Raw genomic sequence first — 21,112 nt, 5'->3', positions numbered from 1 at the left:
GTGAGACGCCCAACGGTCTCCTTGGCGAGACAGACGCTTCCGAGCAGCAAGTTGCTCGCAGTGTCGCACGCTCCGCAGGACGGGCACGGACCAACTCGACCGAGAGGGACGATGGCTCCTCAGGACAACAATGTTGACACGCAGTTGACAACATAGAAGCGCACCAGCATTTGACCTCCGCGCCTGTCGGGGTCGCAGACGGTACCGGTCCCACCTGCGACCGTGTCCGGTTCCCGCGTGCACGACCGACCACTGGTTTGCTGCGTCGGGTGCGGACGGCTGGCGTGGGTCACCTACTCGTGCAGCAGACCCCGGTCAACGGGAGGTTCAACGCCAGTACACAGGAGGACACGACATCGCACATGACTCCCGCAGCGGCCCACGTCGCGCGCCAGGCTCGACCGGCTCGTTGTGCTCGGGGCAGGCCGTGCTCGATCGCCAGGAGACGGGCCACTCCACGCCCCAGTTGCCGATCGGCATCGAGCGCGTGGGCATCATGCAGGGTGTCTGCGGCAAGTTGGGCGAGCCTTGTCCCACTGCTCTTGGTGCGCAGTCGGGTGACCACGGTCGCCACCTGCTCAGCCAGGGTCTGGAGCTCACTCGAGCCCGCCGCGGCAAGCCGGCGTCGGCCAGCCACCGTTCCACCGCAGGTGCGGCCACACCGACCCGATCAGGTGTGTGGCCCCGCGGTCACGCTCAGCGGCTGCCTCGGCGTGAGCTCGGCTGCGGTGAGCCTTGTCGGGTTCGATCTGTTCGCCGTGCAGTGCCTCGACGAGTCCACGCACGGTCAGGTGGTGTTCGGCCAGCTTCACCGCGAGGTCTTGGAAGCGGACGGATCTACCGGACAGTTCCCACCGTGTGCCGAGCAGCAACGCGACTTCCCGACGTTGCTCCGCGGTCAGTGCGACGCCGGTGAGCGTTCCCGTTTCCGTGCACTGCCCAGCCTGGGTATGGACGGCGTCGAGCACGGCCGCAGGACCTGGGAGGCGTGCCCAGTCCTTGATGCCGAGCGGGATCGTGGTCGTCACTCAGCATCCGCCTCGGCGAACAGGCCGTCCGCCGCCATCAACGCCTCGTCGGCAAGGAGCGGTTCCCACGCCAGCCGCACTCCACGAGCCACATCAGCGACACGCCACCCTTTTTGGTGAATCCTTTCCATCAGGCGCCATAGGAGGCGGATTTGGCGGTGAGATGGTCCCCCGCCCGGAAAGGCACCTCCCCGATGACCTCGCTCTCCCCTTCGCACCTGGACGTGATCGAACGGCGATTCCTCGCGATGACCGCCGGCCCGCAGCCGTTGACGCTCGACTGCGCGGCACTCGGATGCGGCCTGCCCGACGAGGAGCTGCCTCTGGACCGCGTGCGCGTACTGCTCCTCAAACGACAGACGAGCTGGGTGAGCTAAGGACGCCGTGTGGAAGGAACTCGTCCGAAAGGCACACGCGACACCCGAACCGTGGACCACCATCGCTGCCGCCATGATGATGCCCGGACTCAAACACATCGCCGGAAAGCTGGGCTCCCGCTTCTGCGGTGACCGCAACGACCTGGACTCCGAGATCCTCGAGGGCTTCCTCCAGGCACTCGACGTCGCCGACGTACGGTCGCCGAAGATCTTCGGGCAGCTCTACTGGGCAGCCTTCCGACGCGGCCACGAAGCCTGCAACAGCGAAAGGCGGCGAGCGATGTCCCGGTCCGAACTCACCGACACCGCAATCGACGCCCGCACAGCCGACGGACACCCGGACCTCGTCCTCGCAGGAGCCATGCTGTCCGGTGTCATCACACCCACGAAGCCGACCTCGTCTCCGATGTGCTCCTCGACCACGGAGACCGGTCAACCGCGGCCAAGCGGCGTGGTGTGAACCGCCATCAGGTGGCAGCGCAGCTCAACACCGCCTCCCGCCACCTCGCCGACTACCTTCTCGGTAACCCACTTCGTCCGGCCGTATGACCACACTCGTGGCGCTGCGTGCACCGCGGTGGCACGTGCACGCAGCGTGCCAAAACGCAGACAGACAAGTTGACTGGACCGACGCCAAGCCAGGAAGCAAGGCTGCGGCGGACTGCAAAGCGATCTGCCGCCTATGCCCAGTCCGCCTCACCTGTGCCATCACGGCACTCACCAAGGACGAGAGCTACGGCGTGTGGGCGGCATTGACAAAGTCGACCGCGAAGCGCTCAGACATGCTGAGGTTCAGGTCGCAGCATGAACACAGCTCCCGACTCCAGGCAGCGAACCCGCCGCCAGCAGCAACATGAAGCCGCGGACGTCGTCTTCGAGGTCAATCTCGTTGACGGCGCCGAAGCTGAGCGCCTTGGAATGCAACAGGCGGCGGTCATCCGCGACGTAGTGCTGTGGCACCACCGAAACAGCAGCGCGCCACCGCACGCGAACGCCACCTGACTACTACAACATGAAACTGGCCTGCACGACCAAGCATCCAACCTGAAACCGCTGGTCAGCTCTGTTCCCATCCTTTGGTGCTCCCGCCGGGGCACCACAAAGACCATCCTCACGGGTGGTCTTTTTCATGTGGTGCCGATACCTCAGATTTCGTCACCTCGCGCCGGGGATGTTCGCCAGCATCGCGGCCGCGACCTTCTCCGCGAACCCGCAGGGCGGACTGTGTTTGGGGTCCGTGCCCAGCACAGAGCTGAAGGACAGCTCAATGCTCTGGTCCTCGGCCGCGCCGATCCACAGGTGACAGCGGAACTCGTCATTCTGCACGCGCACGGCCGGATACGAGTCCACGGTGATCGGCTCGAAGGCCTTGAACTCCACGCTCCGGCGATAGACCTGATCCAGCCCTGACCGCCTGGTCTCCAGTCTGGCGGTTATCGATGCCGCCATGCCCGGGCGCTGGTCGAAGTTGCTCCACGTGCAAGCCGCCGTCCCAGCCTCCGCGTTGCCACCCGGCTTCCCATCGGTGCTAACACCGAGCCCGGTCCTTTGCTCGGTGGTCAGCAATCCACACGGGTTGTCGAGCAATGCCATCAGCTGCTTGGGTTTTGTCACCGTCGGGGCCGCCGATGGCGCGGTGGGCCGGGTGGTGCTGGGAGGTGCCGAAGTCAGTGCCGGGTACGTGACGTGCACACCGCACGCACCGAGGAGTGCGGCACAGCTCAGCACCGCCAGTGCCGATCCCCATTGCCGTGTCATGCCTGACCACCCGATCCCAGCAGGGTCATCGTCAGCCCTTCGTCCAGTCGATCTCGGAGAAGTCCTCTTCCTCGTCCTCGTTGCCGCGCCGTGGCGCAGCCGTTCGAGGCGCTGGCCTGCCAGCTGCCACCGGCGGCACGGCTGGCGCCTCCTCGGTTATGTCGTACAGCCGAAGGTCCTCCGGCTCGTACGAAACCGCGGGAACCGCACGAGGTTCGTGCTGCTCACGTGCGGCCTCGATCCGGGCGAGCATCTCCTGTGCACCAGCTTGCGCCCGTTCCCGGTGCTCGGCGTCCCGCGCCTGGCATTCGGCGACGACCTGTTCCGCTTCCTCCCGAGCCTCGGCCAGCACCGCCTGAGCCCGGGCCAGCGACTCCGCCAGAGTTCTGTCCATTGTGGAATCTCCTCCGTCTCAGAGCTGTGGCACGATGATGGTCAGGTCACCGAACGGGTCCTTCACCACGTCCTTGGCCAGCATGTCGAACTCGCTCCACAAGGTCTCCAGGCGCTTGTTGGTGTTCCCGATGATCTTCTCCTCGAACACCTTCTTCTTGTCCTCGAAGGCTTTGACGAACTCCTCGTTCAGACACTTCTTCAGGTAGGCCAGCACGCCCGCGGACAGATCGAGACCTGCGGCCCCGGCCTGCCCAGCGGGTCCGCCCAGCCCAGCGAAGCTCTTGGCCCCACCGCCGCCGATGTCCAGCACCTTGCTCAGGGCGTTCAGCGCCGGATAGCTCGACTTGCCGCGCAGAATCTTGATCATGTCGTCGACGGCGTACGGCATGTGCCCGCCGCAGTCCGCGCTGTACAACCCGGCAGTCATGGTCGCGGCGGCGCGGATGACGCCCTCCATGATTTCGGCGTTGTTCGCTGTCCACCTGCCGATCCGGTCGATGTCGACCGGCAGTGGCTTGGCCTTCTGCAAGAACTTCTCCACATGCATGCCCGCGGCCTTGGCGGCATCACCCCGCCAGTGCTCGACCAGTCCCCGGAACGGCTTGTGCAGTTCCCCGTGCAAGCCGGTCAGCTTCTCCGCCGCCCCCTGAAAGTTTCGGCCATCGGCACGCAGAGCGGCGAAGTCGATCCCGAACAGCTTGCGGTAGGGCTTGTTGAAGTCCTGCTCGAAGTCGAGGTTGGCGAAGGTCCACTCGTTGTAGAGCGGGATGAAGGTCTGGAAGAACTTCAGCCCCGGCTCCCCCGCGAGCAACAGCTCATCCGAAGAATTCGCCCCACCGACGTTGTGTTGCAGGGCGGCCTTGCCACGGTTGACCGCCTGCAGTTCCGCCGCCTCCTGCGCGGCATACCTGTCGGCGTTCTTCAGCACGGACTGCGACATGCTCAGTGAGTCCGCGGCCAGAGGAAACACCGCCTGGGCGATTCCGTGCAGGACCTTGTACAGCTGGTCGTCCATGTCAGCGCCGCCGGATGTTCTGTGCGTTGCCGGACTCGGTGCCGGCGTAATGCCGCGCAGTCTGCGCCAAGGCAGCGCCGATCCCCTCCGCGTGCTCGGCGAAACCTTGCACGGCTCGCGCCAGGTTCTCCGCCAGGTCCCGGTAACGGCCGCCCTGGGCGGCGAAAGTCTCCCCCACTGATTCGCGGGTCACCCCACTGCCGGAGAACAACACCGCCTGTCCGGCGATCTCCGGCGCCAGCGCGGAGTACACCGCGCCCACCTGAGCGACCTCTCCGGAGGACACCCCGACCTTCTTCGCGTTGCCCATTCGAACTGCTCCCTCCCTGTCACGGTCGAGCCGTCCCGCCCGACCGTCCCGTTCCAGCGCTGTTCGCCGTATCCGCCTGTCCCCAGGTCAGAATGAACTCAGCCGAATGTCATCAGGCTCAGCGCAAGTTCCACGCACTTCCCCACTCGCGGCGCGAACTCAGCCACATCTACCCCCTGCTTGCTCCACCCCGTCGGCGACACTAACGCAGACCGCTTGTCAGGTCCGTTCGGTTCCACTGGCACACGGATGAGGGTTTGCTCTCACCCGATTGATGGCATCGGTGCCGGAGCAGGGCGGCGTTCCCCGAGCCTGCCGCACCCGGCGCGAACCACGCCAGCACTGTTCGGAAAGTATCCTACTAACGGCTGTTCAGCTGAAACGATCCCGCGGCTACCGTTGCGAGAGACGTGGACGGCGTCCTTCCCTCTGCCGTTGGCCGGCCACGATCCCGCCGCCATGGCTCTGTTCTCACCGCCCTGGAACAGGAAGAGGATCGGCATGTCTGACGGCAGGCGTGCTCGGGTGACGCAGGTGCTTGCGTTGCTTGTGGCGTTGGTGGTTCTTGTGTTGGTGCCTGGGCAAGGGGGTAGTGCGGCGCCCGCGGCGCCTCGGTACAAAGTGTTGGGGTTGTACCAGGGGACTTGGGATGCGGCGCACATCTCGTTTGTCAAGGAGGCTAATCCTTGGTTTTCACGGATGGCTACGCAGCATAATTTCTCGTATACCGCGAGTACTGACTGGAACATTTTGACCAATGACTCCGCGTTTAACCAATACCAGGTAGTCATGTTCCTGGACGCTTTGCCGGGGTCGGCGGCGCAGCGGAGTGGGTTTCAGCGGTATGTGGAGCGGGGTGGGGGCTGGCTGGGGTTCCATGTCGCCGCTTACAACGACAATCCCAACGGGTGGGGCTGGTACCACAACACGCTGTTGGGGACGGGGCGGTTCCGGAACAACACCTGGGGGCCGACTACGGCCAAGCTCAAGGTGGAGAACCGGTCGCATCCGGCTACGGCTGGACTGCCTTCGACGTTTACCTCGTCGGTGAGTGAGTGGTACAGCTGGACGAACGATCTGCGGCAGAATCCGAACATTCAGATTCTGGCTTCGGTGGATCCGTCGAGTTTCCCGTTGGGGACGGATCCGAACCAGACCTGGCGGTCGGGGTACTACCCGATCATGTGGACCAACAAGAACTATCGGGTTTTGTACGCCAACTTCGGGCACAACGCCATGGACTATCCGAACAACCGGCCGCTGTCGTCGACTTTTGCCAGTGAGACCCAGAACAAGTTCCTCATTGACGGGCTCAACTGGCTGGGGAGCCGCTGATCCAGGACTCCGGGCGCATGCTGAGCAGGACCGCGTCCGGGGTCTGGTTCGCTTCGACAAAGGCGGCGGCTGCTTCCGGGGGTAAGTAGCGGCTGACGATGCGGAGCAGGGTCGCGTGTGGCGGGCTGGGCTGCCAGGTGACCGGGCCCTCGACGGTGACGTAGCCGTACGGGGGTTCGGCGTGCTGGACGGCCAGGCTGAACCGGCCGGCGGCGCGGACCAGTTGCGCCTTGCGGGAGCTGTCGCGGGTCCAGACCAGCACCTCGCCGTCCCGGTAGTCGTACCAGACCGGGACGGCGAGGGGGCCGCGGTTCTCGCGGGTGACGGCCAGGATGGCGACGTGGGGGGCGGCGAGGAAGTCGGTGCGGTCCTGCACGGACATGGGCACTGGCGGATCTCCTAGCCGGGTTGGGGTTGCTGGTCGGGCGGGTGGCGGCTGGTTCCTGGTCAGGTGGCCGAGAACGTGGTTGTTGATCGTCGCAGGGCTGGGGTGGATGGGGGAGGGTGTCTTATATATCCCGATGTGAGTGGGGTTTTTGGTAGTGCTGGGCGATAAACCAGTGGGTCGAGGGGCCGGTGGCGGGGTTCACTGGGGACCGATATGGATGAGAAGAAGATGGTTCGGGTGTCCAAGCGGCTTTCGCGGCACCTGCGGCATGCGCCCGGCGAGATCGGGCTCGAGTTGGGCGACGGGGGCTGGGTCTCCGTTGATGAGTTGCTGAAAGCCTTGGGGCAGCACGGTTTACGGGTCAGCCGGGCCGAGCTGGACGAGGTGGTGGAGCGCAATGACAAGCGGCGGTTCGCCTTTGACGAGACCGGGACGTTGATCCGGGCGAGTCAGGGGCACTCGGTCGCGGTAGATCTGGAGCTGGCGGAGGCCGCGCCGCCGGAGGTGTTGTTCCACGGGACGGTGGGGGCCGCTCTGGACGCCATCTGGCGGGAGGGGTTGCGGCCGATGCGGCGGCATCACGTGCACCTGTCCGCCACGGAGGAGACCGCGGTCCGGGTGGGGGCGCGGCGGGGTAAGCCGGTGGTGCTGCGGGTGGACGCGGCGCGGATGTCCGTTGCCGGGTACCGGTTCTACGTCAGCGCCAATGGGGTGTGGCTGACGGATCGGGTGCCGCCGGAGTATCTGCGCTAGGCGAGTGAGTAGTGGGTTGATCAGTGATCGTGGACCCAGGGCTGGTGGATGTGCTGGCCCAGTTGGCCAGGAAGCGCAGGGCTTCGGCGGAGCGGGAGTTGGGTTCGGCGGTGTAGACCACGAGCTTCTGGTCGGCTGCGTCGCGTAGGTCCATGGTCTGGTAGTCCAGAGTTATCGGGCCCGCGACGGGGTGTAGCAGGGTTTTCTGGCCGAACTCCTGGGCGCGGACGCGGTGGGCGGCCCACCAGTGGCGGAAGTCCGGGTCCTTCACCGAGAGCTCGCCGACCAAGGCGGCCAGTTTGGGGTCGTCCGGGTAGCGGGAGGCGTCTTCGCGCAGGTAGGCCACGCAGTCGCGGATGACCTGGTCCCAGTTCTGGAACATCGGGCGCACCCTCGGGTCCAGGAAGGTCAGCCGCAGCATGTTGCGGTCCGCGGGCGGGAGGGTGGCGAAGTCGAGGTAGAGGGCCGCGCCGAGGGCGTTCCAGGCCAGCACCTCCATGCGTCGGCCGAGCACCATTGCCGGTAGGCCGGGCAGGCCGTCGAGCAACTGCTGGGTTTGGCGGCGTACTGAGGTGGCCGGGGTGCGGGAGGTCTGGCCTCGGACGGGTTCGGCGACGCGCAGCAGGTAGGCGTGTTCGTCCGCGCGCAGGTTGAGCGCGCGAGCCAGGGCGTCCAGGACGGCGCGGGAGACGTTGCGGGTGCGGCCCTGTTCCAGGCGCACCAGGTAGTCGACGCTCACTCCGGCCAGCTGGGCCAGCTCCTCTCGGCGCAGGCCGGGGACGCGGCGTCTGCGGCCGTCCTCGGGCAGGCCGCGGTCGGCCGGGTCCACCCGCGAGCGGCAGGCGCGCAGGTATTCGCCGAGTGCGGCGCCTGCGGGTGGGTTGCGGTCCATGGGGCCATTCTGGCTGAGGCGGGGCGGGCTTGCCTGGTACTGCCAGTCCCAGGGACGGGGCGTCCCAGGGACGGAGAGGTCCTGGTAGGGCGGCTGCGGGATGGGGAGAGTCGGTGGCAGCACAACTGCGACCAACGACTTTGGGAGTCAGCACATGACCACGTGGTTCATCACCGGCGCGTCGCGGGGCTTCGGCCTGGAGATCGCCCGGCAGGCGCTTGACCGCGGTGACTCGGTGATCGCCACCGCGCGCGATCCGAAGGCGGTCCAGGCCGCGTTGCCCGGTCACGGCGAGCGGCTGCTGACCGTGCCGTTGGACGTCACCGACGAGGCGGCCGCGGCACGGGCGGTCGCGGACGGGGTGGCCCGGTTCGGCCGGATCGACGTGCTGGTCAACAACGCTGGGCGCGGGCTGCTCGGCACCGTGGAGGAGCTCAGCGACGCCGAGGTGCGGGCGGTGTTCGACACCAACGTCTTCGGGCTGCTGTCGGTCACCCGCGCGGTGCTGCCGGTGTTCCGGGCGCAGCGCGCGGGCAAGATCCTCAACATCAGCTCGGTCGGCGGTGTGGTGAGCTGGGGCGGCTGGGGCGCCTACTGCGGCACCAAGTTCGCGGTGGAGGCCTTCTCCGAGTCGCTGCGGCTGGAGCTGGCGTCACTGGGCGTGCAGGTCACCTCGGTGCAGCCGGGGCCGTTCCGCACCGACTTCCTCGACTCCTCCTCGCTGGTCCGCGCGGCCACCGTGATCGAGGACTACGCGGCCACCGGCGGGGTGATGCGGAACTGGGCGGACGAGACCAACCACAGCCAGCAGGGCGATCCGGTGAAGGCGGCCGAGGTGATGATCGCGGTGACCGACCGGGAGGTACTGCCGGCCAGGCTGCCGCTGGGCAGCTCCGCCGTGGCCGATATCGAGGCGCACCTGGCCGAGGTCGCGCGGGAGCTGGACGAGGTGCGTGCGCTGGCGGTGTCCACCGACTTCGCCGACGCCGTCGCCGGGTCCCAGCTCCCGCGATGACCAGGGGTCAGGCCGCGCTGGTGGCCGGGGCGATGCGCAGCGCGGCCACCAGGTCCCGGTACAGCTCGTCGGTGGCGAGCAGCTCCGCGTGGTTACCCAGGGCTCGGCGCTTTCCCTTCTCCAGCAACAGGATCTGGTCGGCGTCGAGCACAGTGGACAGTCGGTGCGCGATGGTCACCACCGCGCCGCGGGCGGAGATCCGGTTGATCACGTCCTGCACCGCGGCCTCGGTCAGGCCGTCCAGCTGGGCGGTGGCCTCGTCCAGCAGCAGGATCTCCGGGTCGCTGACCAGGGCGCGGGCCAGTGCGATCCGCTGGCGCTCGCCGCCGGAGACCGCGGCGCCGGAGAGCACCGTGTCCAGTCCGTCCGGCAGGTCGCGTGCCCGCTCGGCCAGCCGGACGGCCTCCAGCGCGGCCCAGAGCTCCTCGTCGGTGGCGTCGGTGTGGGTGTAGCGCAGGTTCTCCCGCAGCGTGCCGGGCACCAGCGGGGTGTCCTGCTCCACGTAGACGATCCGCCGGCGCACCTCGGCCAGCGACCACTCGTCGTAGGAGGCGCCGTCCAGGGCGAGCTCGCCGCGTTCGGGCTGCAGGAAGCGCAGCATCAGGGAGAACATGGTGGTCTTGCCGGAGCCGGACGGGCCGACGATCGCGGTGTGCCCGGTGCGCGGGATGTCCAGGCTGATGCCGTCCAGTGCGGCCGGGGCGCCCGGCGCGTACCTGGCGGTGACCTCGCGGAAGGAGAGCACCGGGGCCTGCGCGGCCGGCACCGGCTCCTTGGGCAGGCGCTCGCTCTGCTCCACGGACAGGTTCTCGATCTCCCTGATCCGGGCCGCGGCGGCCAGGCCGGACTGGAGCTGGGTGAAGGTGCGGGTCAGGGTCGAGACCGGCTCCATGACCTGGAAGGCGTAGAGCAGGAAGGCGACCAGGCTGGACACCGGCAGCGCGCCGGAGCTGACCCGCCAGGCGCCCAGCGCCAGGATCAGCAGGATGGCCAGCTGGATGCCCCAGCTCGCCGTGGTCCAGGCCACCGCCTCGATCCGGACCGCGCGCACGCTCTGCTTGGCGGACTCCTGGGCCTCGGTGAGGATCCGGCCGCTCTCCCTGGCCTCGGCGCGGCTGGCCTTGACCGTGCGGATGGCGCGCAGCGCGCCTTCCAGCACGCCGCCGAGCCTGCCGACCGCGGCCTGGGCGTTCTGCTGGGCCGCGGCCAGCGGGGACATCAGCACCGCCACCACGATGCCGACCACGATGAGCACCAGCACGGTGGCCCCGAACAGCACCAGGTCCAGCACGCCCATCAGGATCAGCGCGCCGGCCAGTGCGACCATGCCGTTGACGAAGTTGACCACGCTGTCAGTGGCGGCCTCGCGCAGCAGCACGGTGTCCGAGGTGACCCTGGTGACCAGCTCACCGCTGGACCGGTTGGTCAGCTCGCCGATCCGGACCCGGAACAGCCTGCGCACCATGGTGCTGCGGGCGTCCAGCACGATCCGCTCGGCCAGTGTGCCCAGCAGGATCCACTGGGCCAGGCCGAGCAGGGCGCCGAGCAGCAGCAGGCCGACCAGCAGCGCCACCATGGGCAGGATCGGCGCGGCCGTGGCCAGGCCGTCCAGCACCGACTTGGTGACCAGCGGTGTGGCCAGGGTGGCCCCGGTGGTGCCAAGGCCCAGCACTAAGCCGAGCAGCAGCGTCCGGCGGTGTGGTCGCACGAAGGACCACAGCACCTTGGTGTTCTGCCAGCGTGGCGATTCGGCTTCCGGCATGTCCTTGCCCCCAAGGAGTTCGGTTGGGTCGAGCAAGAACGTACCACCGTGGGACACGGTTGTCCCAAAATTTGTGACCTAAAGTTCCTAACTGGGATTACTGAGTACTAGAGTGTCGATATGACCAGCGCCACTCGGGAGTCAGCCAGCCGCAGCCGGACCCGCAGGGCCATCCTGGACGCCGCCGTGGTGGTGCTCGCCCAGCGGTCCTCCGCCTCGATGGCGGAGATCGCCGATGCCGCCGAGGTCGGGCGCAGCACGCTGCACCGCTACTTCCCGGAACGCTCCGAGCTGATGACCGCGATCTTCCGGATGACCGTGGAGCGGCTGCGGTCCGCGCTGGCCGAGGCGAAGCTGGCCGAGGGCACCCCGGCGGAGGCGCTGCGCCGGGCGGTGCACGCCTACTTCGAGCTGACCCCGGCGATGATCCAGGTGTGCAGCGAGGGACAGCAGCGCAATGCCGACGACTGGCTGGTCGAGGCCTTCGTGGAGGCCGACAAGCCGGTGGAGCGGCTGATCGCCCGCGCGCAGGCCGAGGGCTACCTCGACCCGGCGGTGAACCCGGCGTGGATCTACAAGGTGCTGTGGTGGAACGTCTACGCCGGGATCGAGGCCACCGGCGAGGGCCTGATGGGCAAGCACCAGGCGGCCGAGTCGGTCATCCGGCTACTGGAGCGGGGGTTGCCGGTTTCGGCAGGTTCATGACCGCGGCGGCCACCACCTCGCCGATGGTCTCATCGCTCAAGCCGCTGCGGCGCAACAGTTCCACGCCCTGCACGGTGGCCAGCAGCAGCCGGGCCGCCGTGGTGGTGTCCAGGTCGGGAGCCAGGTCGCCCTCGGCCACCGCAGCGGCCAGGGCACCGGCGACCAGGCCTTCGAGCGCTAGGAAGGTGGCCCGGGTGCGCTCCCGCACCTCTGGGTCCTCCTCGCCCAGCTCGGCCGCGCCGTTGACCAGCATGCAGCCGAACCGGTCCTTGTCCCCCGGCTTGGCGACCAGCCGGACGAGCTGGTCACGCAGGTTCCGCAGGGCGGGCCCGTCGCCGCGCAGGCCCTCGCAGATCGCCCGGACCTGACGCTCGCGGTTGATGTCCAGCGCGCGCAGGAAGAGCCGCCGCTTGTCGCCGAAGGCGCCGTACAGGCTGCCCTTGCCGAGGCCGGTGGCGTGCATCAGGTCGTCCAGCGAGGTGGCCGCGTAGCCGGAGCGCTCGAACTGGGCGCAGACGGCGGCCAGCACCTCGTCTTCGTCGAAGCTCCGCGGCCGTGGCATGCCCCGAATGCTAGTCCGCTCATCAGCCCCTTTAGATAGAACGAACGTTCTCCTATGATGGTGGTATGAGCACCGAAGCCAAGGTCTCCGCGCCACGCGAGCGGCTGCTGGCCACCGCCTCCGAGCTGTTCTACGCCGAGGGCATCCAGGCCATCGGGGTGGACCGGCTGGTCAAGGAGGCCTCGGTGACCAGGGCCACCTTCTACCGGCACTTCCCGACCAAGGAAGACCTGGTGGTGGCCTACCTGCGCGCGCAGGACGAGCAGATCCGCGGCGGCGTCGAGGCGGCCATGGCCGGTCAGGGGCCGGTCGAGGCGGTGCACACCATGCTCGGCGCGTTCGCCAAGGCCAGCTGCGGCCCCGGCTTCCGGGGCTGCGCCTTCCTCAACGCGGCCGCGGAGTACCCGGACCCGCGGTCCGCGGTGCGGGCGGTCGTGCGGGAGCACCGCGGCTGGTTCCACGACGGGCTACTCGACAGGCTGACCGAGGCGGGCCACCCTGACCCCGGCCACGCGGCCACCGCGCTGGTGCTGCTGCGGGACGGCATCATGTCCGGCGGTTACCTGGACCAGCCCGCCGATGTACAGTCCACTGTGGACAGAATGGTGGGCGGTGTGCTGGCCGGAAGTTGTTGACCACCGACTTTCGCCGGGTATTCAGTGGATTTGCGCCACATGCGGCCGAACAGGTGATTTCCGCCGGCCGAACAGTGACCGATGATCGGCACACAGCCTTGTTCACCTGCGGACACGATGATCCGCGCACGACAATCCCAGTTGGACAACGGATTTGCCAGTTTCGGCGGACCGCCGAGTGATCTAGCGTCGGCGCGTGTTCACTACCGCCGCCCCGGTTCAGCACACGCCTGGCAGGCTGCTCGTGGACGCCGAGGAGATCGAGGCCACCAGGGCCGCCTTCGTCGAGGCGATCAACGAACTGGCCCCGCTGTTGCGGCAGGCCCAGCACAACCTGATCAGCTGGCCCGCGGCCTCGGACGAGGTGAGCAGGGAGGCGGCCGGGGAGCAGACCCGGCGCGGGGTGCAGTCCGAGGACTCCGCGCTGGCCGTGCTGACGGTGTACCTGGCCGAGCTGTTCCACGCGGTGGAGCAGCTGGACGCGGCCGCGGCCGAGTACCGCGCCGCCGAGCAGAGTGCGAGCACTGGACTTCGTGTCTGAGAAGGGAAGGACCGGCATGCGAGGCGCCCATGGACGCTGCTGGCTGGCCGTCCCGCACCTCAAGATCTACCTCGACCTCCACTGTGGACCCGGCGTCGGCGTGACCGAGCCCGCGGTGACCACCTACCGGCAGCTCGCCGAGGCGCTGCACCGGGTCGATGAGGACCTGCACAACCGGCTGGCCAAGCTGCGCACCGGCTGGCAGGGCGCGGCCGCCGCCGGCACCGCCGAGGCGCTGGCCCCGCTGGCCACCTGGGCCGCGGAGACCAAGGTCGCGATGGACACCGAGGCCTGCGCCACCCAGGAGTGCGCCGACGCCTACGCCGACGCGCGCAACCAGGTGCCGCCGCCGCGGTTCTTCCCGACCAAGCCGGTGACCGCGGTCGCCTGGCTGCCCGCGCTGGTGGACAACCGGATCGACTACGAGCCGGTGGAGGTGCAGGTCGACGCGGCGCACGCGGAGGCGGCGCGGGCGATGGAGGTCTACGAGGAGCGGGTGGACACCGCGCTGGCCGCGTTGCCGCCGCTGGTGAACCCACCCCGGCTGGACATCGAGATCGTCGCGCCCGGTTCGCTGCTGTCCGGGCTTTCGCTGCAGAACCCGTTGGGGCTCAACGCTTCAGTCACGGTGAGTCGGGCCGCCCAGCCGGCCGCGCAGGTGCCGCACGCGCCCGTGGCGCACCCGGTGCTGCCGGATCCCGCGCCAGTGCCGCTGGTGCGCCAGGAACATCCGGTGCCTCGATCGTCCACTGTGGATCGAACTCAGGTGTGGTCGGTGGCCCGGGACGGCAACCCGGCCGACGATCACCGGATTCAGCAGCACAATCCGCCTCGACCGAGCATGACGATGCGGTCGGTACCGGTACCGGTGCCGGAGCCGAGGACCGAGAAGTCCACTGTGGACCGGAAGCGGTCGGAGACGGATCAGGAGCAGGGCGGGCTCGGGCTGCGCAACGGGGTGCTGGGCTACCACCCGGCGCCGCGGCCCCCGCTGGAGACCGAGGAGGAGACGCCCGCGGTCATCGGCCAGTCCCCGGTGCCGTGACCGCGTTCGCGCTCTCCGCCGTCGCGGTGGACCTGTTGTGGCAGCGGCTGGAACTAGGCCCGCAGCCACTGGTGGTGCGGGTCCCGGCGCATGCGCACACCGAGGCCGAACGGGCCGAACAGGCGCTCGCCGTGGAGGCCGAGCTGTCCGCGGCCGGGCTGGTGCTGCGCGGCGGGGTGCACCCGGAGCTGGTGGCGCTGCTGCGCATGCTGGCCCGGCCGGAGCGGGAGCTGGACGCGCGGCTGTTCCTGGAGCAGCCGGTGCGCGCGCTGGCCGCCGCCGCGGGTGAACAGGCCGCGCTGGTGGTGCTGGCGCGGGACCGCTGGCAGGTCACCGTGCTGGAGCCGACCGGGCTCACCCACGCGATCCTCTCCCCGCTGCCCGAGCGGCCGCCGGGGCCGGGTGGGAGCGTGTCGGTGCGCTCAGCGACTCTCAGCGCGGCCGCGGCCACCGGGAACCTGGAGGCGTTCGAGGCGGCGCTCGGCGAGCACGGGGTGCCTGGCGCGCAGGCCGCGGCGCTGGCGCTGATGTTCCGGGAGCCGGTGGACTACGGGCAGTTCGGCGCGGCCGCGCTGGATGCCACCGGTCGGCGGCGCCGGGCCAAGCGGGTGGTGGCCTTCCACGACACCGCCTACGGGCGCTACCTGGTGGAGGAGCACCGGGCCAGCGACGGCACCGCGTGGACCACGGTCAGCCCGGCCGACAGCAGGCGGCTGCACGGCCAGCTCACCACACTGACAGCTGATCTCGACCTCGCTCGAAGTCCAGCAGCTGCCGCTTCTTCGCCAGTCCTCCCCCATATCCGGTGAGGTTGCCGGTGGACCCGATCACCCGGTGGCAGGGCACGATGATGCTGATCGGGTTCTTGCCGTTGGCCAGGCCGACCGCGCGGGCCGCGGCGGGGTTGCCCAGCCGCTGCGCGAGCTCGCCGTAGGTGGCGGTCTCGCCGTAGGGGATCTCCAGCAGCAGCTGCCACACCGAACGCTGGAACTCGGTGCCCAGCAAGGTCATCGGCAGCTCGAAGCGGCGGAGCTCACCGGCGAAGTAGGCGTTGAGCTGCTCGATCGCCTGGCCGAACGCCGAGGGGTCCGGCTCGCCGAAGCTCTCCCTCGGCGGGAGGTGGCGCTGCTGTTCCATGTAGATCCCGGCCAGCGCGCCGTCCTGGGCGACCAGGGTCAGCGGGCCGTACGGGCTGTCGAGAATAGTGTTGGTGCGCATGGGTTTCCTCACGCGGGCAGCAGGTTGATCGGATGGTCGCCGGTGGCCCAGAGGTGCTGGACCGCGTAGGCGCGCCAGGGGCGCCACAGCGCGGCGTGCCGGGTCAGCGCGGCCGGTGTGCTCGGCAGGCCAAGGGTTTGCGCGGCCAGGCGGACGCCGAGGTCGGTGGGGATGAACGCGTCCGGGTCGCCGAGGGCGCGCATGGCGATGGTCTCCACCGTCCACGGGCCGAACCCGGGCAGGGCGGCGAGCTGGGCGCGGGCCGCGGTCCAGTCGCTGCCGGGGCCGAGGTCCAGGTCCTCGTTGGCCAGCGCGTCGATCAGGGCGAGCAGGGTGCGGCGGCGGGACTCGGGCATGGCCAGTGCGGCGGGGTCCAGCTCGGCCAGCGCTCGCGGGGCCGGGAACAGGTGGGTGAGGCCGCCGTCCGGGTCCTCGATCGGCTGGCCGTGCGCGGCGACCAGGCGGCCGGCGTGCGTGCGGGCGGCCGCGGTGGAGACCTGCTGACCGAGCACCGCGCGCACCGCGAACTCGGCCGGGTCCACGGTGTGCGGCACCCGGCGGCCAGGGTTCTTCTCCAGCAACGGTTTCAGCACCGGGTCGGTGCTCAGCTGCTCGTCGACGGCGGCCGGGTCGGCGTCCAGGTCGAGCAGCACCCGGCAGCGGCTGATGGCCACCGGCAGGTCGCGCACGTCGGTGAGGGACAGCCGGCAGCCGATGTGGTCGGGCTGTGGCCAGAGCTCGACGATGCCGTGGCCGTGCGGCAGGCGCAGGGTGCGGCGGTAGGCGCCGTCCCGCCACTCCTCCACACCGGGCACCGCGGTGGCGGCGAGGTGGCCGAACAGGTTGTCCGGGCAGAGCGGTTTGCGGAAGGGCAGCCGCAGCAGCACCGCGCCGGTGGTGGCCGCCGGGATGCCGCGGCCTGCGCGGGCGCGGAGCTCGCTGGGGGACAGCGCGAACACCTCGCGGACGGTGTCGTTGAAGGTGCGCACGCTGCCGAACCCGGCGGCCAGCGCGATGTCGGTCATGCTCAGCGCGCTGGTCTCGATGAGCAGCCGGGCGGTCTGTGCGCGCTGCGCCCTGGCCAGCGCCAGCGGTCCGGCGCCGAGCTCGGCGTTGAGCTGGCGCTCCACCTGGCGGGTGCTGTAGCCGAGGTGGGCGGCCAGTCCCGGCACGCCCTCGCGGTCCACCACGCCCTCGGCGATCAAGCGCATCGCCCTGGCGACCGCGTCGGCGCGGTGGTTCCACTCCGGCGAGCCGGGGCTGGCGTCCGGGCGGCAGCGCTTGCAGGCGCGGTAGCCGGCCTGCTGGGCTGCGGCCGCGCTGGGGTAGAAGGTCATGTTGCGCGGCTTGGGCGGCCGCACCGGGCAACTGGGCCGGCAGTAGATGCCGGTGGTGCGCACCGCGGTGAAGAACCAGCCGTCGAACCGCTCGTCCTTGGCCTGGACCGCCCGCAGGCACCGCTCGAAGTCCTCGTGCACACCGACCAGCATCACCGCTCGCCCGCGCCCGCGCTAGCGAGAATCCGACATCCACCTCGCAGGGGCGGGTCAGGGTCGCATGGGTTTGCCGTTCACCGTGGTGCCGGTGATCTTGAGGTTGTCCACGAACTTGATGGTGTTCGCGGTGTTGGCCACGCCGTTGAACTCGCAGTCGGTCAGCTCAAGGCCCCTGACGTGGGACTCGGGCAGGCCGCTGACGTTGAGCACCGAGGCGGCCTTGGTGCTGCCGCAGTTGGTCAGGCGGAACGGGCCGAAGACCGGTGGCGTGCTGCCGGTCTGGTTGTTGTAGGTGGAGTTGACGAAGACCACCGAGCGGACGTAGGTGCCGGTGACGAGTCCAGGTTGATGTTGGTGGAGAAGCCGCCGCGCTGGGTGTTGGACTTGACGTAGAGCGCGAACTTGGTCTCCCCCACCACGTTCAGCCGGTAGGCGTAGACGTTGCGGATGCCGCCGGTCTGCTCGCTGCCGCAGGTGATCGCGCCCCAGTTGCCGTTCATCCGGCAGTTCGCGACCACGATGTTCTGGCAGGGCACGTTGATCCGGCGGCCGTCGGCGTCCCGGCCGGACTTGATCGCGATGTTGTCGTCGTGCGCGCCCAGGTCGCAGTTGACGATCACCACGTGGTCGCAGGACTCCGGGTCCACGCCGTCGGTGTTGCTGGCCGCCGTGCTCGGGTCGGTGCTGACGCCGTCGATGGTGACGTTGCGGCACAGGGTCGGGTGGATCTGCCAGAACTTGGGGTTCTTCAGCGTGATGCCCTGGATCAGCACGTTCTCGCACTGGTACGGCTCGATGAAGGTGGAGCGCATGGTGTGCCCCGAGCCGGGAACGATCCGCTTCTCCGGCGGGATTCCCTTGGCCACCAACGATTCCAGGTAGGCGCGGTCGTTGCCCTTGTTCCACGGCGAGGTGCCGCCCGAGTCCAGGACGGCCTTGCCGGTGAGCGCGATGTTCTTCTCGCCGTAGGCGTAGATCATCGGCGAGCGGTTCATGCACTCGATGCCCTCGTACCGGGTGAGCACGGCGGGGAACTTCGTGCCGTCGCCGCTGAACTTGAGCACCACGCCGGTCTCCAGGTGCAGGTGCACGTTGCTGCGCAAGCGGATCGCGCCGGTGAGGTAGGTGCCCTTGGCGACCGTGACGTGCCCGCCACCCGCCTTGGCGCAGGCGTCGATGGCCTTGGCGAAGGCGGCGGTGTTGTCGGTCTTGCCGTCGGGCTTGGCACCGTAGTCGGCGGCTTTGAAGAGGCGGTCGGGGAAGGTGGGGAGGGTGGTGTCGGCGACGATCTTGTTGGCCTCGGGCCACGGGAGGGTGGGGACGGCGGGGCGGGCGAGATGGGGGGCGGCGGGCACGGGGGCGCCGGTGCCGGGGGGCGGGGCGGCGGGGCCGACTGGCGGGGCGGGGGTTGCGGGGTGGGGCGGGGAGGCCGGGGTGGCTTGGGCGGTGCTGGGTGCGAGGGCGGTGCTGGGTGCTAGGGCCGCGGCGGCGGTGAGGCCGGTGATGAGCGTCCGGCGGGTGATCCTGCCTTCCATGACTCCTTCTTCCGCGTTGAACGAAGGGGTGGCGGTGGCGGCCCGGTTGACCGTAAACGTTTTCGGGCGGGGTGGGCAGGGCCGAACGGCGGAGAAGGAGCGGGGGTGGGGGCGGCGGGCGGCGAGGTGGGTGGGCCACTGCGCGGGGCGGGGCTGGTCAGTCGGTGGGGTCGGTGCCCGGGTCCGCGGTGAACAGGTCGCCGGTGGCGGATTCGGCGCCGACCGCGCGCCACCAGTCCGCTTGCTCCTGGGTGTGCACGCCGTCGACCAGGACCGTGGCGCCGGCCAGTTGCGCTGTGGCGACCAGTTCGCGGAGGGTTTTGCTGGTCAGGGACGTGGGCTGGGCTGCTTGGCGGGCGACCAGGGGTTTGGCTACGCGGACCGCGCTGACCGGGAGGTCTTCCAGGTGTTCGATTTCGGCGGTGGTGGAGCCGAAGTCGTCCAGGGTGATGTGGACGCCGGAGTCGGCCAGGTCGGTGAGGTTGTCGAGGGCCATACGCTGGGTCAGGGTGTGCACCGGGAAGCCCAGGCGTAGCTGTTCTGGCGGGAGGCCGGTGTCGGCGACTACCCGGTGGACCACGCAGGTGAGGTCTGGCTCGACCGCTTGAGTTGGGGTGAGGCTGAGCAGGAGCGGTTGTTCCTGGCCGGAGCGCTGGACTCGGCGGCGGTTGCGTTCGGCGGCGGCCAGCATCAGCCAGGCGCCCAGCGGGATGATCAGGCCGGTTGACTCGGCCAGGTCGCGGCAGCGGTCGTGGTCCTGGGGGCCGAACTCCTGGCTTGGCCAGAACAACAGGCCTTCCATGCCGAGCAGCTCGTGGTCGGCCAGGCGGACCACCGGGCGGTGCCGGAGCTGGACCTCGCCGTTCTCCCAGGCGCCTGCCATGGCCGCGGCGATGCGGAAGGCGTCGCTGTCCTCGGTGTCCTGGCGCTGGTCGAACAGGCCCCACTGGCGGCGGCCGGTGCGCTTGATGCGGCGCAGGGTCAGGTCGGCGGCGCGCATCAGCTCGGTGGCGCCGATGGTCAGCCGCGGGCGGTCCACCACGCCGATGGTGGCCGAGACCGCGATGCCGGTGCTCTCGTTGAGGTAGACCGCCTCGGACAGGTCGTGGTCGATGCGCTGCACCATGGTCAGCACCGGCGGGGTGGTCGGCGAGTTGCGCACCAGCACCGCGAACTCGTCGCAGCCGAGCCGGGCGATGATGGTCTCCTCGCCCTCGAAGATGGCGAACAGCCGGTCCGCGACGACGCGCAGCAGCCGGTCGCCGACCTCGCAGCCGTAACCGTTGTTCACCGCGGCGAAGGCGTCCAGGTCGAGGTGGTACAGGGTGACGCCGTGTTCGGGGTCGGCGCGGCGGAGCATGGTCTCGGTGGCGGTGCTGAAGTACTGCCGGTTGGGCAGCCTGGTCACCATGTCGTGCAGCGACTGCCGGTTCAGCGTGGCCTGCAGCGCGGTGACCTGGGTGTCGTCCGCGATCACCGTGACCAGCCTGCCGGGGTCGCCGTCGCTGCCCGGTTGCAGGGAGACGCTCAGCAGCGCCCACAGCGGCTCGTCTTCCTTGTGCAGCATGCGTTTCCGCTGCTGCCGCAACCGGTCGACCCGGCCCTCGCGCAGGTCCTCGCAGGCCTTGCGCAGCGACCTGCGCTCGTCCTCGGCCACCAGGTCGAACAGGGTCAGCTCGGTGAGCTCGTCCGCGGTGTAGCCGAGCAGCTCGTGCACGGCGGCGTTGGTCTTGAGGAAGGTACCGTCCAGGTCGGTGATGGCGATGCCGCTGGCCGAGCAGCGGAAGACCTCCTCCAGCCGGGCGTCGCTGTCCTTGCGCTGCCGCTCGGCGTCGTTGGCCGCCTTGAACAGCGCCCGGTTCAGCGCTTCCTGCTGCTGGAAGATGAACGCGCGGAAGGCTTCCAGGTAGCCGGAGGTGAGCGCGGCCAGCACCATCACCACGCGGTCGGTCAGCTTGTTCACCAGGCGCAGGCTGGGCAGGCTGAGCAACGCCCTGCCCAGCACGTCCACGCTGCGCTCCAGGCTCTCCGGGCCGACGCAGTTGAGCCGCACCAGCTCCGCGCCCACCTGCCCGGCCACCGAGGAGACGAACGGTTCGGCGCGCACCGCGTTCACCAGGATGTCCACCAGCGCCAGCAGCCGCTGCTCCACCTCGGGGTGCGAGAGCGGGATGTAGGCGGTGGTGCTGACCAGGTAGGCCCACTTCCGGGCGAGCTTCTCCCGCTCACGAGGGTTGTCGGCCGTGGAGCCGCCCTGGTGGGCCGAGACCGGGCGCCGCGGCGCCGGGAGGTCTTCCGGAAGTGGCACTGTCATGTCTGCCTGGGGAGCACGAGGAGGGTCGGGGA

Annotated in this window: 27 protein-coding genes; 11 read left to right on the top strand and 16 right to left on the bottom strand. The window is 69.4% G+C overall.

Features of this window, described 5'->3' with window-relative positions; genetic code table 11:
- Window positions 1-289: 289 nt before the first annotated feature.
- Both ACWDY5_RS06720 and ACWDY5_RS06715 read right to left on the bottom strand, forming a co-directional pair.
- Complete coding sequence (locus tag ACWDY5_RS06720) at window positions 290-565, bottom strand: TIGR02679 domain-containing protein (RefSeq protein ID WP_449721303.1); 276 nt, start codon at window positions 563-565, stop codon at window positions 290-292.
- Window positions 566-596: 31 nt separating this feature from the next.
- On the bottom strand, window positions 597-1,028 hold the full coding sequence (locus ACWDY5_RS06715) for a hypothetical protein (RefSeq protein ID WP_449721302.1): 432 nt from the start codon (window positions 1,026-1,028) through the stop codon (window positions 597-599).
- A gap of 194 nt (window positions 1,029-1,222) precedes the next feature.
- Here ACWDY5_RS06715 and ACWDY5_RS06710 point away from each other — a divergent pair, with 194 nt between their 5' ends.
- The 3 genes from ACWDY5_RS06710 to ACWDY5_RS06700 all read left to right on the top strand — a co-directional run bounded on the left by ACWDY5_RS06710 (window position 1,223) and on the right by ACWDY5_RS06700 (window position 2,262).
- Window positions 1,223-1,405: a hypothetical protein gene (locus ACWDY5_RS06710; RefSeq protein WP_449721301.1), complete on the top strand. Its 183-nt coding sequence runs from the start codon at window positions 1,223-1,225 to the stop codon at window positions 1,403-1,405.
- Between the two features lie 7 nt (window positions 1,406-1,412).
- Window positions 1,413-1,865 carry a hypothetical protein gene (locus tag ACWDY5_RS06705; RefSeq protein WP_449721300.1) on the top strand — a complete coding sequence of 151 codons (453 nt, stop codon included), beginning with the start codon at window positions 1,413-1,415 and terminating at the stop codon, window positions 1,863-1,865.
- A gap of 85 nt (window positions 1,866-1,950) precedes the next feature.
- Entirely contained in the window at window positions 1,951-2,262 is a 312-nt protein-coding gene (locus tag ACWDY5_RS06700; RefSeq protein WP_449721299.1) for a WhiB family transcriptional regulator, read from the top strand.
- Here the strand turns inward: ACWDY5_RS06700 and ACWDY5_RS06695 are convergent.
- From ACWDY5_RS06695 to ACWDY5_RS06675, 5 genes are all read right to left on the bottom strand, one after another.
- Window positions 2,198-2,365 carry a hypothetical protein gene (locus ACWDY5_RS06695; RefSeq protein WP_449721458.1) on the bottom strand — a complete coding sequence of 56 codons (168 nt, stop codon included), beginning with the start codon at window positions 2,363-2,365 and terminating at the stop codon, window positions 2,198-2,200. The two genes, ACWDY5_RS06700 and ACWDY5_RS06695, sit on opposite strands and share 65 nt — an antisense overlap.
- A 195-nt stretch (window positions 2,366-2,560) precedes the next feature.
- A complete protein-coding gene (locus tag ACWDY5_RS06690) occupies window positions 2,561-3,163 on the bottom strand; it encodes a DUF3558 domain-containing protein (RefSeq protein WP_449721298.1) in 603 nt (200 codons plus the stop codon).
- A gap of 31 nt (window positions 3,164-3,194) precedes the next feature.
- Window positions 3,195-3,557, bottom strand: a complete 363-nt coding sequence (locus ACWDY5_RS06685) for a hypothetical protein (protein WP_449721297.1) — start codon at window positions 3,555-3,557, stop codon at window positions 3,195-3,197.
- A gap of 18 nt (window positions 3,558-3,575) precedes the next feature.
- Entirely contained in the window at window positions 3,576-4,574 is a 999-nt protein-coding gene (locus ACWDY5_RS06680; protein ID WP_449721296.1) for a WXG100 family type VII secretion target, read from the bottom strand.
- A gap of 1 nt (window position 4,575) precedes the next feature.
- Window positions 4,576-4,884: a hypothetical protein gene (locus tag ACWDY5_RS06675; protein ID WP_449721295.1), complete on the bottom strand. Its 309-nt coding sequence runs from the start codon at window positions 4,882-4,884 to the stop codon at window positions 4,576-4,578.
- Between the two features lie 525 nt (window positions 4,885-5,409).
- On the opposite strand from ACWDY5_RS06675, the gene ACWDY5_RS06670 reads away from it, so the two are divergent.
- The gene (locus ACWDY5_RS06670; RefSeq protein ID WP_449721294.1) at window positions 5,410-6,219 is read left to right on the top strand and encodes a ThuA domain-containing protein; all 810 of its coding nucleotides are present in this window, start codon (window positions 5,410-5,412) and stop codon (window positions 6,217-6,219) included.
- On the opposite strand, the gene ACWDY5_RS06665 is transcribed toward ACWDY5_RS06670, so the two are convergent.
- On the bottom strand, window positions 6,197-6,601 hold the full coding sequence (locus tag ACWDY5_RS06665) for a pyridoxamine 5'-phosphate oxidase (protein WP_449721293.1): 405 nt from the start codon (window positions 6,599-6,601) through the stop codon (window positions 6,197-6,199). The genes ACWDY5_RS06670 and ACWDY5_RS06665 overlap by 23 nt on opposite strands.
- A gap of 219 nt (window positions 6,602-6,820) precedes the next feature.
- Between ACWDY5_RS06665 and ACWDY5_RS06660 the strand changes: the two genes are divergently transcribed.
- Window positions 6,821-7,360, top strand: a complete 540-nt coding sequence (locus tag ACWDY5_RS06660) for an RNA 2'-phosphotransferase (RefSeq protein WP_449721292.1) — start codon at window positions 6,821-6,823, stop codon at window positions 7,358-7,360.
- Here the strand turns inward: ACWDY5_RS06660 and ACWDY5_RS06655 are convergent.
- Window positions 7,305-8,252, bottom strand: a complete 948-nt coding sequence (locus ACWDY5_RS06655; RefSeq protein ID WP_449721291.1) for a helix-turn-helix domain-containing protein — start codon at window positions 8,250-8,252, stop codon at window positions 7,305-7,307. The two genes, ACWDY5_RS06660 and ACWDY5_RS06655, sit on opposite strands and share 56 nt — an antisense overlap.
- Window positions 8,253-8,406: 154 nt before the next feature.
- Between ACWDY5_RS06655 and ACWDY5_RS06650 the strand changes: the two genes are divergently transcribed.
- A complete protein-coding gene (locus tag ACWDY5_RS06650; RefSeq protein ID WP_449721290.1) occupies window positions 8,407-9,267 on the top strand; it encodes an oxidoreductase in 861 nt (286 codons plus the stop codon).
- Between the two features lie 7 nt (window positions 9,268-9,274).
- Here the strand turns inward: ACWDY5_RS06650 and ACWDY5_RS06645 are convergent, their stop codons facing one another.
- Window positions 9,275-11,029 carry an ABC transporter ATP-binding protein gene (locus tag ACWDY5_RS06645; protein ID WP_449721289.1) on the bottom strand — a complete coding sequence of 585 codons (1,755 nt, stop codon included), beginning with the start codon at window positions 11,027-11,029 and terminating at the stop codon, window positions 9,275-9,277.
- Window positions 11,030-11,149: 120 nt separating this feature from the next.
- Between ACWDY5_RS06645 and ACWDY5_RS06640 the strand changes: the two genes are divergently transcribed.
- Window positions 11,150-11,734 (top strand): TetR/AcrR family transcriptional regulator, encoded by a 585-nt coding sequence (locus ACWDY5_RS06640; protein ID WP_449721288.1) that lies wholly within the window; start codon window positions 11,150-11,152, stop codon window positions 11,732-11,734.
- Here ACWDY5_RS06640 and ACWDY5_RS06635 read toward each other — a convergent pair.
- Window positions 11,688-12,296 (bottom strand): TetR/AcrR family transcriptional regulator, encoded by a 609-nt coding sequence (locus ACWDY5_RS06635; RefSeq protein WP_449721287.1) that lies wholly within the window; start codon window positions 12,294-12,296, stop codon window positions 11,688-11,690. The two genes, ACWDY5_RS06640 and ACWDY5_RS06635, sit on opposite strands and share 47 nt — an antisense overlap.
- A 65-nt stretch (window positions 12,297-12,361) precedes the next feature.
- Here ACWDY5_RS06635 and ACWDY5_RS06630 point away from each other — a divergent pair, with 65 nt between their 5' ends.
- From ACWDY5_RS06630 to ACWDY5_RS06615, 4 genes are all read left to right on the top strand, one after another.
- The gene (locus ACWDY5_RS06630) at window positions 12,362-12,931 is read left to right on the top strand and encodes a TetR/AcrR family transcriptional regulator (RefSeq protein WP_449721286.1); all 570 of its coding nucleotides are present in this window, start codon (window positions 12,362-12,364) and stop codon (window positions 12,929-12,931) included.
- 196 nt (window positions 12,932-13,127) lie between these two features.
- Window positions 13,128-13,472, top strand: coding sequence for a hypothetical protein (locus ACWDY5_RS06625; RefSeq protein WP_449721285.1), 345 nt, complete (start codon window positions 13,128-13,130; stop codon window positions 13,470-13,472).
- A gap of 16 nt (window positions 13,473-13,488) precedes the next feature.
- Window positions 13,489-14,517 (top strand): PPE domain-containing protein, encoded by a 1,029-nt coding sequence (locus ACWDY5_RS06620; protein ID WP_449721284.1) that lies wholly within the window; start codon window positions 13,489-13,491, stop codon window positions 14,515-14,517.
- Window positions 14,514-15,326, top strand: a complete 813-nt coding sequence (locus ACWDY5_RS06615; protein WP_449721283.1) for an ESX secretion-associated protein EspG — start codon at window positions 14,514-14,516, stop codon at window positions 15,324-15,326. Before ACWDY5_RS06620 ends, ACWDY5_RS06615 begins: the two co-directional genes overlap by 4 nt.
- Here the strand turns inward: ACWDY5_RS06615 and ACWDY5_RS06610 are convergent.
- From ACWDY5_RS06610 to ACWDY5_RS06590, 5 genes are all read right to left on the bottom strand, one after another.
- Window positions 15,244-15,735 (bottom strand): methylated-DNA--[protein]-cysteine S-methyltransferase, encoded by a 492-nt coding sequence (locus tag ACWDY5_RS06610; RefSeq protein WP_449721282.1) that lies wholly within the window; start codon window positions 15,733-15,735, stop codon window positions 15,244-15,246. The genes ACWDY5_RS06615 and ACWDY5_RS06610 overlap by 83 nt on opposite strands.
- 8 nt (window positions 15,736-15,743) lie before the next feature.
- Window positions 15,744-17,213, bottom strand: coding sequence for an AlkA N-terminal domain-containing protein (locus ACWDY5_RS06605; RefSeq protein WP_449721456.1), 1,470 nt, complete (start codon window positions 17,211-17,213; stop codon window positions 15,744-15,746).
- 69 nt (window positions 17,214-17,282) lie between these two features.
- Window positions 17,283-17,543: a hypothetical protein gene (locus ACWDY5_RS06600; RefSeq protein ID WP_449721281.1), complete on the bottom strand. Its 261-nt coding sequence runs from the start codon at window positions 17,541-17,543 to the stop codon at window positions 17,283-17,285.
- Entirely contained in the window at window positions 17,471-18,766 is a 1,296-nt protein-coding gene (locus ACWDY5_RS06595) for a glycoside hydrolase family 28 protein (RefSeq protein ID WP_449721280.1), read from the bottom strand. Before ACWDY5_RS06595 ends, ACWDY5_RS06600 begins: the two co-directional genes overlap by 73 nt.
- 157 nt (window positions 18,767-18,923) lie before the next feature.
- Entirely contained in the window at window positions 18,924-21,080 is a 2,157-nt protein-coding gene (locus ACWDY5_RS06590) for an EAL domain-containing protein (protein WP_449721279.1), read from the bottom strand.
- Window positions 21,081-21,112: the final 32 nt, after the last annotated feature.

This window comes from Crossiella sp. NPDC003009, from assembly GCF_053591555.1.
Note: the sequence above shows the minus strand (reverse complement) of the source record. Positions and strands in the feature narration are given on the sequence as shown.